This is a genomic window from Hoylesella buccalis ATCC 35310, from assembly GCF_025151385.1.
Classification (GTDB): Bacteria; Bacteroidota; Bacteroidia; order Bacteroidales; family Bacteroidaceae; genus Prevotella; species Prevotella buccalis.
Genome location: NZ_CP102287.1, coordinates 3,106,712 through 3,123,876 on the forward strand (window position 1 = coordinate 3,106,712; position 17,165 = coordinate 3,123,876).

The 17,165-nt window shown below is 47.9% G+C and carries 12 protein-coding genes; 8 read left to right on the forward strand and 4 right to left on the reverse strand.

All coding sequences use genetic code 11. The features are described 5' to 3' along the window. Positions 1 to 33: 33 nt before the first annotated feature. The 4 genes from NQ518_RS12770 to NQ518_RS12785 form a co-directional block, all read right to left on the reverse strand. A complete protein-coding gene (locus NQ518_RS12770) occupies positions 34 to 1,809 on the reverse strand; it encodes an oxaloacetate decarboxylase (protein ID WP_227961558.1) in 1,776 nt (591 codons plus the stop codon). Positions 1,810 to 2,041: 232 nt separating this feature from the next. Next, a complete protein-coding gene (locus NQ518_RS12775; RefSeq protein ID WP_227961556.1) occupies positions 2,042 to 3,499 on the reverse strand; it encodes an aminoacyl-histidine dipeptidase in 1,458 nt (485 codons plus the stop codon). An 84-nt stretch (positions 3,500 to 3,583) separates the two neighbouring features. Next, positions 3,584 to 4,609 (reverse strand): lysylphosphatidylglycerol synthase transmembrane domain-containing protein, encoded by a 1,026-nt coding sequence (locus NQ518_RS12780; protein WP_227961554.1) that lies wholly within the window; start codon positions 4,607 to 4,609, stop codon positions 3,584 to 3,586. An 879-nt stretch (positions 4,610 to 5,488) separates the two neighbouring features. Beyond that, positions 5,489 to 7,270, reverse strand: a complete 1,782-nt coding sequence (locus NQ518_RS12785; RefSeq protein WP_227961552.1) for a DNA polymerase III subunit gamma/tau — start codon at positions 7,268 to 7,270, stop codon at positions 5,489 to 5,491. A gap of 153 nt (positions 7,271 to 7,423) precedes the next feature. Between NQ518_RS12785 and NQ518_RS12790 the strand changes: the two genes are divergently transcribed. The 8 genes from NQ518_RS12790 (at position 7,424) to mfd (ending at position 17,164) form a co-directional block, all read left to right on the forward strand. Next, positions 7,424 to 7,765, forward strand: coding sequence for an FtsB family cell division protein (locus NQ518_RS12790; RefSeq protein ID WP_036874787.1), 342 nt, complete (start codon positions 7,424 to 7,426; stop codon positions 7,763 to 7,765). Beyond that, entirely contained in the window at positions 7,749 to 8,156 is a 408-nt protein-coding gene (locus NQ518_RS12795; protein ID WP_227961551.1) for a hypothetical protein, read from the forward strand. The genes NQ518_RS12790 and NQ518_RS12795 overlap by 17 nt, the downstream gene beginning before the upstream one ends. Positions 8,157 to 8,410: 254 nt before the next feature. After that, positions 8,411 to 9,208 carry a DUF4369 domain-containing protein gene (locus NQ518_RS12800; RefSeq protein ID WP_227961549.1) on the forward strand — a complete coding sequence of 266 codons (798 nt, stop codon included), beginning with the start codon at positions 8,411 to 8,413 and terminating at the stop codon, positions 9,206 to 9,208. Positions 9,209 to 9,223: 15 nt separating this feature from the next. After that, positions 9,224 to 10,549 (forward strand): dihydroorotase, encoded by a 1,326-nt coding sequence (locus tag NQ518_RS12805; RefSeq protein ID WP_227961547.1) that lies wholly within the window; start codon positions 9,224 to 9,226, stop codon positions 10,547 to 10,549. A gap of 53 nt (positions 10,550 to 10,602) precedes the next feature. Next, positions 10,603 to 11,772, forward strand: a complete 1,170-nt coding sequence (locus NQ518_RS12810; RefSeq protein WP_227961545.1) for a metallophosphoesterase — start codon at positions 10,603 to 10,605, stop codon at positions 11,770 to 11,772. Between the two features lie 18 nt (positions 11,773 to 11,790). Beyond that, positions 11,791 to 12,549 carry a lysophospholipid acyltransferase family protein gene (locus NQ518_RS12815; RefSeq protein WP_227961543.1) on the forward strand — a complete coding sequence of 253 codons (759 nt, stop codon included), beginning with the start codon at positions 11,791 to 11,793 and terminating at the stop codon, positions 12,547 to 12,549. Between the two features lie 179 nt (positions 12,550 to 12,728). Next, positions 12,729 to 13,481: a polyprenol monophosphomannose synthase gene (locus tag NQ518_RS12820; RefSeq protein ID WP_227961542.1), complete on the forward strand. Its 753-nt coding sequence runs from the start codon at positions 12,729 to 12,731 to the stop codon at positions 13,479 to 13,481. A gap of 239 nt (positions 13,482 to 13,720) precedes the next feature. Beyond that, the gene (gene mfd / locus NQ518_RS12825) at positions 13,721 to 17,164 is read left to right on the forward strand and encodes a transcription-repair coupling factor (protein ID WP_227961540.1); all 3,444 of its coding nucleotides are present in this window, start codon (positions 13,721 to 13,723) and stop codon (positions 17,162 to 17,164) included. Position 17,165: the final 1 nt, after the last annotated feature.

Here is a 17,165-nt window from a genome sequence, read left to right on the forward strand (position 1 = left end):
AGTTGTATTTTGTTAGGCTTTAAAACAAAATCATCAAGCTTGTGGGCGTTCGATGTAAGCAATCACGTCACCCTTGTTCAGCTTGCTTCCCTGCTTGGCGTTAATCTCAACCAACTTACCTCCTAAGGCCGCAGGTATCTCTACGAACTCGCCCCATGGTGCTTGTATGTAACAGAGTTTGTCGCCTTCGTCGTACTCTTTGCCGATATACGGCTCAACAGAAGGAGCACATTCGCCGTCACCATTGAACTCCCAGAACACTTGTCCCTTGACCGGAGCCACAATCGCGTCAGCTTTTGCGTGCTTGAATGCGGTGAGTTCTTCTTTCGACACCTTGCTGCCGAGTTTCGCATCCTTCGCCTTTTGCAGGTCAGCCAAGAAGTTTTTCTTCGCTTGTCCGCTCTTGTAATTGCGATATTGCTCGGGGTGCATGGCCAATTCGAACAGCTCTTCATCGTCTTTGCCAAAGTCCCAACCGTTTTCCTTCATTTCTTTCTTGAAGTCATCCAAGTTGTTTTCCAACAAAGTATGTGGGTCGGCATCGGTAAATTCGTAACCCTTTTCCTTCGCAAGGTCAACTAATACTTGGTCAACCTTGCCGGGTACTTTGCCGCTCTTGCCCAGAATCATGCCCCACATCGAGTCGTCCATCATCACGAATCTGCCCTTGCCTTGCTCCATGGTCAACAGGTTCATCAGTGCTATGTTCTTGGTATACTGTGAGAAAGGTGTCACCAGGGGTGGATAACCCACGCGAGGCCAAACGTATGCCACCTCATTAAACAGCTTGATGAGCATGTCGTCGGTGGAAAGTTCTTCCTCTCCTTTCTTCTTGCGGATGTTGTTAATGGTGCCATGAATGCCGGCCAGGTCGGTCATCATACTGCCCATCATGCCACCAGGCAAGCCACAGCCCAGCAACAGTGAGCTCATGAACTTGTTTTGTGGATTGATAAAGTAGCCCAACCAGTCGTCAATAAACTCTTGAGTCAATGCACGAGCCTTCATGTAAGCATCCATGTTGATGTCTGGAACATCGAAACCAGCCGTCTTCAGCATGCTCTGCACGGAGATAACGTCAGGGTGTACCTTGCCCCATGATAGGGGTTCGATGGCCACATCCAAGATGTCGATGCCGTTTTTGGCCACCTCTAACATTGATGCCATCGACAGTCCAGGACCCGAGTGACCGTGGTATTCGAGGATAATCTCTGGATGTTTGTCTTTTATTATCTTGGTTAACTGTCCCAAGAACGTAGGCTGACCGATGCCGGCCATGTCTTTTAGGCAGATTTCTTCTGCGCCAGCTTCAATCAAAGTGTCGGCAATGTTGGCGTAATATTCCAGCGTATGGATGGGAGAGGTGGTGATACACAGGGTTCCCTGTGGCGTCATGCCGGCCTCTTTTGCCCACTTGATGCTTGGAATGATGTTGCGAACATCGTTCAAACCATCGAATATACGCGGGATGTCCACGCCTTGGGCATGTTTCACCTTGTACATCAGGGCGCGCACATCATCGGGTACGGGATACATGCGCAATGCATTCAATCCACGATCGAGCATGTGTGTCTTGATGCCCACTTTGTTAAAGGGTGCGCAGAAGGCGCGGACAGCATCGTTAGGGTTCTCGCCTGCCAGCAAATTTACTTGTTCAAAAGCGCCTCCGTTGGTTTCTACACGAGCAAAACAGCCCATTTCTATAATGACTGGAGCAATGCGTTCTAATTGATCTTTGCGTGGCTGAAACTTACCGGAAGATTGCCACATGTCTCTATAAATGAGACTAAACTGTATTTTTTTCTTCATAATTTTCTCCTTATCAACCTTTACACGGTGTGGCAAAATTAAGCAAAAAAAATCAATTTGTCCATGACCTTGTTGCTTTTTTAAGATTTATAGGCATTCAAGTTAGTAAACATAAAAAGCCGATATGCAGGGCTTTTGGCTCGCACATCGGCTCTCTAAGAGGTTTGATGTCATGGAATAATGTGGATTCTTCCATGAATCTAACTATTTTTACGAATCAGTTTTGCTTCTGTTACTTCGTTGGAACTTCTTCCAACACTTTCTTCAACAGGTTCCAGAAAGGCTCTACCGTGCTGATAAGGCAACGCTCTGTTGAAGTGTGCGGACTGCGAATGGTGGGGCCGAACGATACAACGTCCAGGTGAGGGTATTTACCTAAGATGATGGAACACTCCAAACCGGCATGGTCTACCTGTACGATACCTTCTTCATTGTTTTGCTCTTTGTACAGTTTCATCAGCAAATCGAGCACCTCACTGTCAGGATTTGGATCCCATCCGCCATAACTTCCGCTGAAAGTTACTTTCATTCCAGCCATGTTGAAACAGCTTTGCAGAGTTTCACCGATGTAAGCTTTCATGGATTCGTTAGATGAACGAGCCAAAATCTTAAATGAAGCTTTGCCCGATTCTATGTCAATGATGGCCAAGTTGGATGAGGTTTCCACCACTGTAGGGATGGAAGGAATCATGCGCATCACGCCATTGTGGCAAGCATAGATGGCATCAATGAGGTTGTCTTGTATGGCTTCGGGAACCTGTGTGGCCGGCGTTTCTACCTCTTCGGCTGTCAATTCGATTCCGCTCTCAATGTCTTTGTATTCTTGTATGAACTCTTCTTTCCAGTCGGCTACCATCTCTTGCAGCGCAGGAATGTTTTCTTTCGGCAGCGTCAGCACCACTTCGGCCTTGAATGGAATGGCATTGCGCATGTTGCCACCATGCCATGTGGCCAATCGGGCATCGAGTTCGCATATTGCTTCGTGTACCAATCTAACCATCAGTTTGTTGGCATTGCCACGACCCTCATGTATTTCCAAGCCCGAGTGTCCGCCACGAAGACCCGAAAGTGTTACCTTTACGGCCTTATCTGTAGCGTCAGTTGCTGCCTCTTTGTAATCCAGTTCGGCGGTGATGTCCACACCACCAGCACTACCAATGACGAATTTACCCCATGTTTCGGAGTCTAAGTTCATGAGAATGTCACCATCCAATTCGCCTTCTGGCAAGTCGTTGGCACCAAACATGCCCGTTTCTTCGTCGGCGGTGATGAGGCCTTCTATCGGACCATGCTTCAAATTCTTGTCTTCCATGACAGCCAAGATGGCGGCTACACCCATTCCATTGTCGGCTCCCAGGGTGGTGTTCTTTGCTTTCACCCATTCGCCGTCAATCCAAGTCTCTATCGGATCGGTTTCAAAGCTGTGCTTACTCTCCGGTGCTTTTTGTGGAACCATGTCCATGTGTGCTTGCAAAATCACCGTTTTTCTGTTCTCCATGCCTGCAGTGGCGGACTTCTTCATCACTACATTCTTGGCTTTGTCTACATAAGCCTCAACACCTGCACGCTTTGCAAAGTCGAGTAAGAATTGATGTACTTTGTCAAGATGTCCAGAAGGACGTGGCACTTGCGTCAGTGCGTCAAAGTTTCGCCATACACAGGTCGGTTTCAGATCTTTAATTTCACTCATAGTATTTTGTTTTTTTTAGAGTTGTTGCTCGTGTGTTTTGAAACACATTGCTTCCAACTCGTGGTGAATAAATAGGTTTTTCTGTTATTCTTGCGCTGGCAGAACGATTTTTCCTGCCTTCACGCATTTAAGTTTTTTCTTTGTGAACGACAGGGCAATCCACGCGTATATGCCCAGCACGGCCACTAAAAGAGTTTGCACTGAGTGTACAATCAGCACAAAATATAGGGCATCGGTTTCAGCTACTCCGTATAAAATCAGCATCGTCTTGACGGCAAAATGCCAGGGACCGGCTCCGTTTGGCGTTGGAACGATAACGGCAATGGAGCCTACGATGAACGTTACCAATGCGCACGACAGTCCTAAATGGGCGGTGGCATCAAAGCAAAAGAAGGTGAGATAATAGTGTAGAAAGTAGCATAGCCATATTAATAAGGTGAAAGCAATGAACAAAGGTATGCTTTTTACTTGTCGAAGTGAAGCGATACCTTGTCCGATGTCATGCAAGGTGATTTTCACCTTATTATATATAGACAAACGTTTTAGTAGGAAAAATGCCAGCACCAACACCGCCATGGCGCAGATGGCCGTGACAATGTAGCCGGCAGTAGAGAATTGTCGCAGAATCGCGTCAATGCTCGTACCCGTGTGAACGAAAAAAGTATCGAATATCTTGATTTGAGCTGTCAGCGTGAGGGCCGTGATGAGCAATACCAAGAGAGAGTCGATGATGCGCTCGGTCACCACGGTTCCCAATGCTTTGGGAAACGATACGTTATCAAATCTGCTTAAAATGCCACAACGGGCGAACTCGCCTATGCGCGGAATCAACAAGCTGACGGCATACGATAGGAATACAGAATGAACCCTGACCGATGCCCTGGAACGCTCGCCCATGGGCTGCAACGTTTGTTTCCAACGCCAACCTCGAAAGGCTTCTGCCAATATTCCGAACGGAAACGACAGCCACATCCAGGTCCAGTCCATCTCATGTAGCACCACATTCTTGATGAGTTGAAAATCAAAGTCGCGGTACATCCAGTATAGAATGGCACTGCCAAGGAGTAAAGACAGTGCTACGTTCAAGGTTTGATGTGTGGCTTGTTTCATGTAGAGCCGTTTGTTGTATTGTTTGTTTGATATACTGGTATATGAAATATACTATGCAAATGTAGCGTAATATTAGTGGATTACCAAATAAATACATGGGTTTTTTGAGGTACCTCAATGACTGTTTTCTTTGATTTGTATCAACAAAACAGCATAAAATGCGACTAATGAGTGAAAATGTTTGCGCACACAGCACGATGGTTGTATCTTTGCATCGTCATTAAGACAAAAGGATAACAAATTTAAAAGAAAGGTAAAAAGATTATGGTAACAATTATGACTTTGGCTGTTGTGGCTATATCTGTAGCACAGGCCATTCATTTGGGAAGCAAGATTAACTTGAATAGCAAGTAAAAATCTTGCCTTTCATCTTTTGAAAGGAGAATTTATTTTATTTAATAATAATGTAAAGAGGCAACGTCACATGTGGCGATGCCTTTTTTTGTATATGTATGTGGTGGGATGTCGCAAGTGTTAAAAACAGAAAACTTTGCGGTTTTACTCCCTTCATAACTCGCGTATTTCTAAAAAAATAATCTTCTGTTTGAAATACGCTTAAGATATAAAGCGTTGATAATTAATTATTTGTGTTATTTTAGCTTATTCGGAAGCACTGAAAAACGCTGTTTTTGGGCGGTTAAATGCTATCTATTGGGGTCCAAACCCATATAGATAGGATGGTAATAGCTATGCTTTTAATCGGCAAAAGCATGATAATAGGCGTGAAAGCGCAATTTTGAGGGATAAAAAAGGCATTTTTCCGTGCTGGAAAATCCTATTTTACAGAAAACTCGTGTTAAATAAATTTACTTGGTGGACATCGTCCAATGACTCATTTCAGGGTGCGTGAAAGTTTTGAAGAATCAAAAGAAAACAGACCTATCCCAACTGCAATTTTAAGCTCTGGCATAGTTTGGAGAACTGTGGATTCTCCTTTTTGAGCATTTCAAAGATTTCACGTTTCGAGTAAATCTTGGTCACCTCCTGGGCTTCAGCAAGGCGTAGATTGATGTTGAGTTGCGCGTTTTTCAGTAGTGTGCGCATCTCTGCCAAGATGTTTTCCTTGTCATCTTGCAGCTGTTTCAGTAGGATGTCGTTGTCGATGACCACTTCTATGTTCGGGAAGTTGGTGATACGGGGCGTCAAGTTCTTCATGCGTTGCGCCAAACCTATTTTCTCTTGGGGCATTCGGTTGCACATCATCTTCCACTGTATCATCAGTTCTTGCTCGCTGAAAGCCGTGTTTTGTGCGGTTACTTTCTGTTCGGTTTTGGTTTGGTAGGATGGTTTTTTGCCGCCGTTACGCAGGTCGTTGAAGCTCATTCCTATGTCCGAGAGTGTCAGCCGCGGCCTTTGGCCGGCAGGATTGCTTGTCGCAGCCGGTGTTGGGGTTGATGGTTGTTGTGTTGAAGTGATGGGGGTGTGGCGGGCATTTGCTGGAGACACCTTGCCGGTCTCTGAGCTCGCCACACGTTGATTGGTCTCGCCGCCCATCGCGGGAGCCAACTTTTTGAACAAGGATTTTAAGCGTTTGGGGCTGCGCCCCGCCCCGTCTGATGCGTCATCCGCCTGTGTCACTTGCGCCACTTCGATAAGCGTAAGTTCTACCAACAGGCGTTTGTTGCTGCTCTGACGGTAGTTCACGTCGCAACGGTTCAGTATTTTCAACGCTTGGTATAAGAATTTCGTTGGGCATTTTTGCGCCTGTTGCTGGTATTTCTGGCGTTGTTGCTCGCTTGCATCCAGCAAACTTAGCGTCTGTGCATCCTTCGCCATGAGCACGTTGCGTATGTGCGAGGCCAAACCGTTGGTGAGAAGTCCACCATCGAAGCCTTTCGCAAGAATAGAGTTGAGCAGCACCATCACTTCGCCCACTTTGTTTTCGAGGCTCAAGTCTACTATCTTGAAATAATTGTCTGCATCCAGCACGTTGAGATCTTCCAGCACCTTGTCGTACGTGATGTTGCCCTGACAGAAGCTGGCAGCCTGATCGAAGACCGACAAGGCGTCGCGCATGCCGCCGTCAGCCTTTTCTGCAATGATGTTCAGGGCAGCGTCTTCGTAGGTGATTCCTTCTTGTTGAGCCACGTTTTTCAAGTGGTTGATGATGTCAGCAGTAGCCATCCGCTCGAAATCATATATCTGACAACGCGAGAGGATGGTGGGCAGAATCTTGTGTTTCTCGGTCGTTGCCAGGATGAAGATGACGTGTGCGGGCGGCTCTTCCAGCGTTTTGAGAAAGGCGTTGAAGGCCGATGTGGAGAGCATGTGCACCTCGTCGATGATGAACACCTTATACTTGCCTACCTGTGGTGGTATGCGTGTTTGGTCCATCAGCGATTTGATGTTCTCCACCGAGTTGTTACTGGCGGCGTCAAGTTCGAAGATGTTGTACGATCTTTGCTCGTTGAAGGCCTCACAGCTCTCGCACTCGTTGCAGGCTTCACCGTCGGGAGTGGGGTTCATGCAGTTGATGGCTTTGGCAAAGATGCGCGCGCAGGTGGTCTTACCGACACCGCGCGGGCCGCAGAACAGGTAAGCGTGAGCCAGCTTCCCGCTCTTTACGGCGTTCTTAAGGGTTGTGATAAGCGCGGATTGGCCAACGACAGCGTCAAAGGTCATCGGCCGGTATTTGCGCGCTGAAACAATGTAATCTTTCATTGTAGATGAATTTGTTTTGCAAAGATAGCAAAAAGATTAGACTTCCTTGGACCGCCCTGTTTGATTATTTGTTAATAAGATGAAATTATGACAGGTGCATTTTTCGTTTTCAATTATAATGTTTATTTTTGCAATCATTAAATCCTACCACTCTTGAAACGTGTCAATGTCATACTGAGCTTCGTCAATCACTATAAATACCTTATCGTGATTGTTGGCGGATTCCTTATTGTTGGGGTCCTTGATGAGAACAGTTTCATGAAACGTGTACAGCTGGAATGGCAAATCAGTGATTTGAAAGAAGATATCAACAAGTACAAATCGCTGAATGAAATCAACACGAAGAAGCTAAGAGAACTAAAGCGCAACCCCAGTGCCATCAAGAAGATAGCCCGAGAGAACTATTTCATGAAGGCCGACGATGAAGACATTTTCGTGTTGAGTGATGACCCTAAAACAGAACAACCTCAATCGACAAATGAAACAACTCAATAAACTCCAGAGCCTGATATTCCTCACTGGTGGGGCTATGATGGTGGTTGGTGCCGGATGCTTCGCCCTGATTTGGCAGCAGAAAATCGCTTGTTGGATTTATCTTGTGGGCGCTTTGATGTTCGGTGTCATGCAGATGATGCAGGAATACCTAGGCAATAACTTCATCGTGAAGCGGCTGAAGCGCATCATGAGCTTGGCCGACATCTTCTTCATCCTGTCTGGTTTCCTGATGGTGGACATGGTCTATCGCTTTCTGCAATCGGCCTTCGACAACTATCTGACGTACTATAACACCATTTATAACAAGTGGGTGGTTCTGTTGCTCATTGCGGCCATTCTGGAAATGTACACCATGCACCGCATCGAGCACGAGTTGTCAAAAGAGGAATAGATGAGGCTCTGTATTCCAAAAAAATGCTAAAAGGAGCCAGTAAACAAATTAAATAGCATTAAATAATTTTGTTCACAGACAATACATATTATCTTTGCAGAAGATGGGCGGCGCCTCAGCAATTTCAAACAAGCTTGATTGCTTTCGGCTTGCACCATCTTTGCAGAAGATGGGCGGCTGGGATTGTGAGTGAATGAGGTTTTCCAGAGAGTGCTGACAAGGTGCCCTGAAAGAAACAGAACAAGAATACGTATATGAATAAGATATTATACCTGCTTATTTCTCTTGTAGTGTTCACGTCTTGCGCGAACAGCTATCATGTGCAAGGGTCATCCAACGTAACCGATTTGGATGGCAGAATGTTGTACCTCAAGGTGCTGCAAGATAACGATTTCAAGAACATCGACTCCAGTGAAGTGGTACATGGGCAGTTTCAGTTCGCAGGAACATTGGATTCGGCTCGCATGGCCAACATCTTCATGGATGACAGGAGCGTGCTTACTTTCGTGTTGGAAGAGGGCGACATCAATATCAAAATCAACAACACCCAGCAGACTGTGAGCGGCACACCCTTGAATGACAAGCTGTTTAAGTTCTTCAATGAGTACAATCAGTTGAAGAGTCAGCAGGCCGAACTGGTGCATCGGCACGACCAAGCCATCATGAATGGAAGCAACATGGATGTGGTTAACGCGCAGCTCAATGCTGAAGCAGAAAGTCTAAGTCAGCGAGAAGACCATCTGGTTACTACCTTCGTGACAGATAATTTCGACAATGTGTTGGGGCCAGGCGTGTTCTTCATGATGACCATCGGTAATCAATATCCCGAGTTGACCCCATGGATTGAGGACATCATGAGCAAGGCTACCAACCAATTCAAGAACGATCCGTACGTTAAAGATTACTATCAAAAGGCACAGGAGAATGAACAAATCATGAATGGCTTGAAGGATGTGCCTGCCGCAGCCAGTCAATCGGTACCGAATGCACAGCAGCTTCCACCACCAGCATCACCTGCTGATTTGGCAAAACCTTCGGAAAAGACAGAGTAGAAACAAACCATAACCATGACAATAGTTATATACGGTGGAACAATCGTTAATGAAGGTAGGGCTTTCGAAGGCTCTGTGCTGATTCAAGATGACCGTATCACTTCAATCATTGAAGGTAAGAAAGCTCCCTGTGGCCACTACGATAAGTGCGTAGATGCCACAGGGTGTTTCGTGTTACCGGGCATTATCGACGAGCATGTGCACTTTCGTGAGCCGGGATTGACGGCAAAAGCTGATATTGACAGTGAGAGTCGAGCTGCGGCTTACGGTGGTGTGACGTCTTTTTTTGACATGCCCAACACGGTTCCGCAAACTACTTCGCTGGAAACTTTGCTGGCTAAACACGAGTTGGGAAAGCAGCATAGCCACGTCAACTATACCTTTATGTTCGGTGCGACCAATCAAAATGCCGACCTCATTCCAGCACTCAACCTCCATCAAGTGCCGGCCATCAAGTTGTTCATGGGTGCCAGTACAGGGAATATGCTGGTAGACAGGCGGGAAACCTTGGAGCAAATCTTCCGTACTTGTCCATTCCCCATCATTGCGCATTGCGAAGATTCAACCCTCATCAACGCCAACATGCAGGCTTACAAACAGCGGTTGGGAGAGCAGGTGGACATCTCTTTGCATCCCATCATACGCAGTGAAGCGGCATGTTACAAGTCGACTGCCTTGGCAGTGGCATTGGCAAAGAAGTACGGAACACGCCTGCATGTGGCTCATCTCACCACCGCGAAGGAGCTAACGTTCTTTGGTAGCGATGACAACATCACCGCCGAAGCCGTGATACCGCATTTGATGTTCTATGATGATGATTATAAAACCCTGAAAAGTCTAATCAAATGCAACCCTGCCATCAAGACAAAAGCCGACCGTGAGGCGCTAAGAAGGGCACTCACTACAGGGGAAATCCATACCGTAGCGACCGACCACGCTCCTCATTTGCTGCCCGATAAGCAGGGAGGAGCATGTTCTGCCGCTTCTGGCATGCCCATGGTGCAATTCTCTTTGCCCACGATGTTGGAGTTGGTAGATGCGGGTATGCTCACTATTGAGCGGTTGGTCACGTTGATGTGTCATCATCCAGCCCTGTTGTTCGACGTGAACGAGCGGGGCTTCTTGCGCGAAAATTATAAAGCCGACATCACCATCGTCAAGCCAAACACGCCTTGGACGGTGACCGAATCCGTGATTCAAAGCAAGTGTAAGTGGAGTCCAATGATGGGACACACCTATCAATGGAAGGTGATGCAGACCTTCTGCAACGGTCATCTGGTCTACGATGACGGCGTGTTTGACGATGATTATCGAGGTGAGGCCTTGTGTTTCCGGCGATAACTTTCGTCCGCAATCCACTCATTCAATAGCTTATCCGTTGCCACATCGACCCTATGATTGCAAGAATATTCATCTTTCTTCTCTTTCTCATCATCCTTCCGGATGTGTATCTTGACCTGCATTACCTGCGGAAGAAGAAAAATTACACCTGGTGGAAGCGCTTTTTATGGTGGCTTCCCGCTCTCTTGATGCTGGCTTACACCATCAAGATGGCCATCGAACCTAACTTCATCCCCGACAATCCGGCTTGGATTGACAACTATTTGTTGCTGCTTTGCCTGCTCATCGTGCCCAAAGCGATGTTTTCCATCTGTTCGGTTATCGGACTGTTCTTTTGCCGATTGCGCAAAAAACGTCGCAACTGGGGCAACTTGGTGGGACTCGTTCTAAGTTTGTTGCTCATCTATATTTTTGTTTATGGGTCTACCTTCGGCATCAGAAAACTGAAAGTGAAACATGTAGAGGTCACCTTCAAGGATCTACCTGCATCGTTTGATGGCTATCGCATCGTGCATTGGTCTGATGCACATGTGGGGAGTTATCTCAAATCACGCCGCCCCATCTTGGAACGAGCCGTGGACAGTATTCGGGCACAGCAAGCCGATATGGTTGTCTTTACGGGTGACTTGCAAAACATTCAACCCTCCGAACTCTATCCGTTTGTAGGACTTTTTAAATCCATCAAAGCGAAAGATGGTGTTTATTCCGTTTTGGGAAACCATGATTACAGTGGATATATCCATGCCGATGCCGCCGTCAAGGTGGCCAGTGAGCGTGAAACCATTTCGCGTCAGCGACAATGTGGATGGACAGTCTTGCTGAACGAGAACCATTCAATCTACAGAGGACGCGATTCCATCGTCATCGCTGGCGGAGAGAACGATGGACTTCCACCGCATCCAGCACGTGGTGACATCCACCAAACCTTACGAGGTGTAGGCGATGATGCTTTCGTTGTGATGCTGCAGCACGATCCATCGGCATGGCGACGGCACATCCTACCCGAGTCGAAAGCACAACTCACGCTCAGTGGGCACACCCATGGTGGACAGATAAGCGTGTTGGGCATCCGCCCCTCCAAGTTCATGTATCCCGAAGACTGGGGGCTTTATCAGGTGGGCAACCGTTTCCTTTATGTGACAGCCGGACTGGGTGGACTCGTTCCTTTTCGCTTTGGTGTGCCGGCAGAAATAGTCGTTATCACCCTGCATCGACAGAAATAATCAGAAAAAACAGGACGTATGAAATATCTGTACCGCATCTATCAATTGTTCATCGCAGCACCCATTATCGCTGTTTTCACCCTGCTCACGGCCTTGGTGGTCACCATAGGGTGTACGCTTGGTAACGGACATTTCTGGGGTTATTATCCTGGAAGATGGTGGGGGCAACTGGTTGTTCGTGTGCTGCTGTTGCCCGTGAAAGTGGAAGGACGTGAGCATCTGGAGCCGAAACGTTCGTACGTTTTCGTCAGCAATCATCAAGGTGCTTTCGACATCTTCCTGATTTATGGATTCTTAGGGCGCAATTTCAAGTGGATGATGAAGCATCAACTGCGCAAAATGCCGTTTATAGGCTGTGCTTGTGCAGCAGCACACCATATTTTTGTGGACAAACGCAGTCCCAGTAAGGTCAAAGAAACCTATGACAAGGCACACGAGACACTGCAAGATGGCATGTCACTCGTGGTTTTTCCAGAGGGATCGCGCACGTTCACGGGTCACATGGCTACTTTTAAGCGGGGGGCTTTCATGCTGGCCAACGACCTTCAACTGCCCGTTGTGCCATTGACCATCAACGGATCTTTCAATGTTATGCCTCGCATGCGTGACATGAAATGGGTTTCCTGGCATCCTTTGCGTCTGACTATTCACGAGCCTATCGCACCAAAGGCATGTGACGCTGAGCACATCAGTCAAACCATCGACGAGAGCTATCAAGCCATCATGAGTGCTCTGGCTCCCGAATATCAGGGTTTTGTCGAGAATCCTGACCAGTGAACGGCATGTGCGACAACAACTGCCGACTGTGAAAATGCCGTGAAATGTTTTTGCATATCCCACTAATTCCACTACCTTTGCATAAGGTAGGCATCGCCTCAGCAATTCCAAGCAAGCTTGATTGCGTTCGGCTCGCACTCATTTTTCACCACATCTTGAACCCATAAAATAATAAAGCTATGAACAAAACCGACAGCATCGTCATCATTCCGACGTACAATGAGAAAGAGAACATGGAGAAAATCATCCGTGCCGTCTTCGCGTTGGATAAGTGTTTTCACATCCTGGTCATCGATGACGGCAGTCCTGACGGCACCGCAGCCATCGTTCATAGGCTGATGCAAACCGAGTTCTCCGATCGATTGTTCATCATCGAGCGATCGGGTAAACTGGGGTTGGGCACGGCTTACATCACTGGATTCAAGTGGGCACTGCAACATCAATATGACTATATCTTCGAGATGGATGCCGACTTCAGTCACGACCCCAATGATCTTCCGCGCCTGTATGCCGCCTGTCACGACGAGGGTTACGACCTTTCCATTGGCTCACGCTACGTTAGTGGCGTGAATGTGGTGAACTGGCCCATCGGAAGAGTGTTGATGAGCTACTTCGCCTCCAAGTATGTACGATTTGTGACAGGCTTCAACGTGCATGATACCACGGCCGGATTCAAGTGCTACAAGCGTCGTGTGCTTGAAACAATTCCATTGGATGAGGTGCGTTTCAAGGGCTATGGTTTCCAGATTGAGATGAAATACACCGCCTACAAAATAGGGTTCAAAATCAAAGAGGTGCCGGTTGTCTTCGTCAATCGGCGTGAGGGAACCAGCAAAATGAGTGGTGGCATCTTCGGAGAGGCCTTTTTTGGCGTGATGCGTTTGCGCTTAGATGGCTGGTTGCGCAAATATCCGCCCATGCCTAAGGATTAAGCCGAATCTCCTGCTGGTAACCTATTGGTTTCCAATGCGATGCATGTCGTGCATGAATAGCATTGACTTTGGTCACCAAAAGCATTGACTTTGCCCGCTAATCTCATTGACTTTGCCCGCCAATCTCATTGACTTTGAGGTCCAAAGTCAATGGGTTTGGAAGACAGTCTGATATTGCTCATTCTTTTGTCCATTATTCCAGCTTATTTCATTACCTTTGTATGCTCAACGCATTTGCGATGAATATACAAGACATTCAACAACTATATGGAGCGTCGCCACAGGCTGGTGCGCTTCGAAAAGCACTGGAAGACAAGTCGGTGAAGACCGTTTTCCTGCAAGGACTCATGGCTTCTGCTGCCCCCATGCTGTTCGCCGGAATGGCCGGACAGCTGTCCAAAACCATTCTTTTCATTCTACAGGATGCCGATGAGGCGGGCTATTTCTATCACGACCTGACGCAGGCGCTTGGCAATCAGCAGGTGCTGTATTTCCCATCGTCATACCGTAGGGCCGTGAAGTATGGACAACGGGATGCCGCCAACGAGATATTGCGCACCGAGGTGTTGGCCAAGCTGGCGGCGGGCAAGCCTCTTTACATCGTCGCCTCGCCCGAATCGCTGTGCGAACTGGTGGTGTCGAAGCAAAAACTGGACGAGGGTACCATCAAGTTGAACGTGGGACAGACGGTCGACCTCATGCAACTGAAAAAAAACTTGTTGACTTTTGGGTTCCAAGAGGTGGACTATGTGTATGAACCTGGACAGTTTGCCGTGCGCGGGAGCATTGTAGACGTCTATTCGTTCAGCAGTGAATGGCCTTTGCGAATCGACTTTTTTGGAGATGAGATAGATACTATTCGCACCTTTGACGTGCAAGACCAGCTGTCCAAGGACAAGCAAACGGCTATAGAAATCGTACCTCAATTGGCCACCGCGGACAGTGAAAAAGTGCCGTTCCTGCACTTCTTACCCGCCGATGCGCTGTTGGTGATGAAAGATTTCACCTACGTTCACGACATCATCGACCACGTGTACAATGAAGGTTTTGCATCGCAGGTGGTGCAAGAGCGCATGGAAGGAGCCACGGAGGTAGAGCAACAGGAGATCATTCGCACGCTGCGAAGAGAGCAACAATTAATCACGGCACGGCAATTCGCACAGGATGTGGCTGGTTTTCAATGCATCCAGTTTGGCACGCAGCCATCCATCACGCCACAGGCCACCATCACCTTCAGCATTACACCGCAACCCTTGTTTCATAAGAACTTTGACTTGCTGCGCCAAACTTTTGAAGACTATGCACTGCAAGGGTACGATTTGTACATCTTTGCCGAGAGTAAAAAGCAGGTAGAGCGTCTTCGTGAGATACTGGGAGCCACGCCCGATGCCGTCCTGCGTGACGACAATGCCGCCCCAAGAACATCATCTCGGCTCCATGAACCGCTCTCCTTGAAGGGCACGGGCGATGCTTCGTTACACGAAGGGTTTGTAGACAACAACCTGAGGATATGCTGTTTTACCGATCATCAGATATTCGAACGCTTTCACAAATACAACCTCAAGTCGGATAAGGCACGCTCAGGCAAGATGGCTCTCACCCTGAAAGAACTGCAAGAGATGGAGCCTGGCGATTTTATCGTGCACGTTGACTTTGGTATTGGTAAGTTTGGAGGTTTGGTGAGAGTTCCTACGGGTGACACGTACCAAGAGATGATTCGCATCATCTATCAGCGAGGCGACATTGTCGACGTGTCCATTCACTCGCTGTACAAAATCTCTAAGTACCGTCGCAGTGATACGGGTGAACCGCCACGACTGTCGACATTGGGCACGGGGGCATGGGAACGGCTCAAGGAGAAGACCAAGAAGCGCATCAAGGACATTGCGCGCGACCTCATCAAGTTGTATGCCAAGCGTCGCCATGAAAAGGGATTTTCTTTCAGTGCCGATAACTATATGCAGCAAGAGCTGGAGGCCAGTTTCCTGTATGAGGACACCCCCGACCAGGTAAAGGCCACGGCTGAGGTGAAAGCCGATATGGAGAAAGCGCGTCCCATGGATCGTTTGGTGTGCGGCGATGTAGGGTTTGGCAAGACCGAGGTGGCCATTCGTGCAGCGTTCAAGGCCGCTTGCGACTCGAAGCAGGTGGCTGTGTTGGTGCCAACCACGGTGCTTGCCTTCCAACATTACAAGACTTTTCAAGAGCGGTTGCGTGGTATGCCGGTGCGAGTGGATTATCTTTCTCGCGCCAGGACGGCGAAACAGACCCGTCAGGTGTTGGATGATTTGGCGGCAGGGCGTATCGACATCATCATCGGAACGCACAAGTTGATTGGCAAGTCGGTGAAGTGGCACGACTTAGGTTTGCTCATCATCGACGAAGAACAAAAGTTCGGCGTGTCCACAAAGGAGAAACTTCGCAAGCTCAAGACTAACGTCGACACGCTTACCATGTCGGCAACGCCCATCCCGCGCACCCTACAATTTTCGTTGATGGGTGCCCGCGACATGAGCGTGATGCGCACGCCGCCACCCAATCGCTATCCCATTCACACAGAGATTGGTGTTTATGGAAACGAAATCATTGCCGATGCCATCAACTTTGAGATGAGTAGAAACGGGCAAGTGTATTTCGTGAACGACCGTATCTCTACGCTGTCAGAGATTGAGAAGATGATTTTAAAATATGTACCCGATTGCCGTGTAGCCATTGGGCATGGGCAAATGCCGCCCGAACAGTTGGAGAACATCCTCATAGGCTTCATGAATCACGACTATGACGTGCTGCTTTCGACCTCTATCATCGAGAATGGAATCGACATCAGTAATGCCAATACCATCATCATCAACAATGCCCATCGGGTGGGACTGTCAGACCTTCATCAAATGCGGGGACGCGTAGGGCGAAGCAATCGCAAAGCCTTTTGCTACCTATTGGCACCTCCCAAATCGGTTCTTACACCCGAGGCACGTCGACGTCTCGAAGCTTTGGAGACGTTCTCTGAATTGGGTAGTGGGTTCAACATCGCCATGCAAGACTTGGATATTCGTGGGGCAGGAAACTTGCTAGGTGCAGAACAGAGCGGTTTTATGGAAGACTTGGGGTACGAGACCTATCAAAAAATTCTTTCACAGGCTGTCACCGAGCTACGTAATGACGAGTTCAGCGACCTGTACGAAGAATCTATTGCAAGTGGAGAAGTGGTATCAGGAGCCGATTTTGTGGATGATTGTGCCGTGGAGAGCGATTTGGAAATGTATTTCCCCGATAGTTATGTGCCGGGAAGCAGCGAGCGCATGTTGCTGTATAGGGAATTGGATAATATTGAAGATGATAATGAATTGGCTGCATATCGGCAGCGGTTGATCGATCGTTTCGGTCCCATTCCCCACGAAGGAGAAGAACTCATGAATGTTGTTGCATTGCGACGCGTGGGTAAACGCTTGGGGTGCGAGAAGCTCATGCTGAAACAAGGTAGAATGACCATGCAGTTTGTGAGCAATCCCATGAGTGCCTATTACAAGAGTAAGGCATTTGATAGCGTGCTCAACTATATCGGCAGGCATCCTCGCCGATGTGATTTGAAAGAAGTAAAAGGCAGGCGCATGATGCACGTCAGTGACGTGGGAAGTGCCAATGAAGGGTTGAGCATACTTCGAGAAATCGACGGTATGGCTTAAT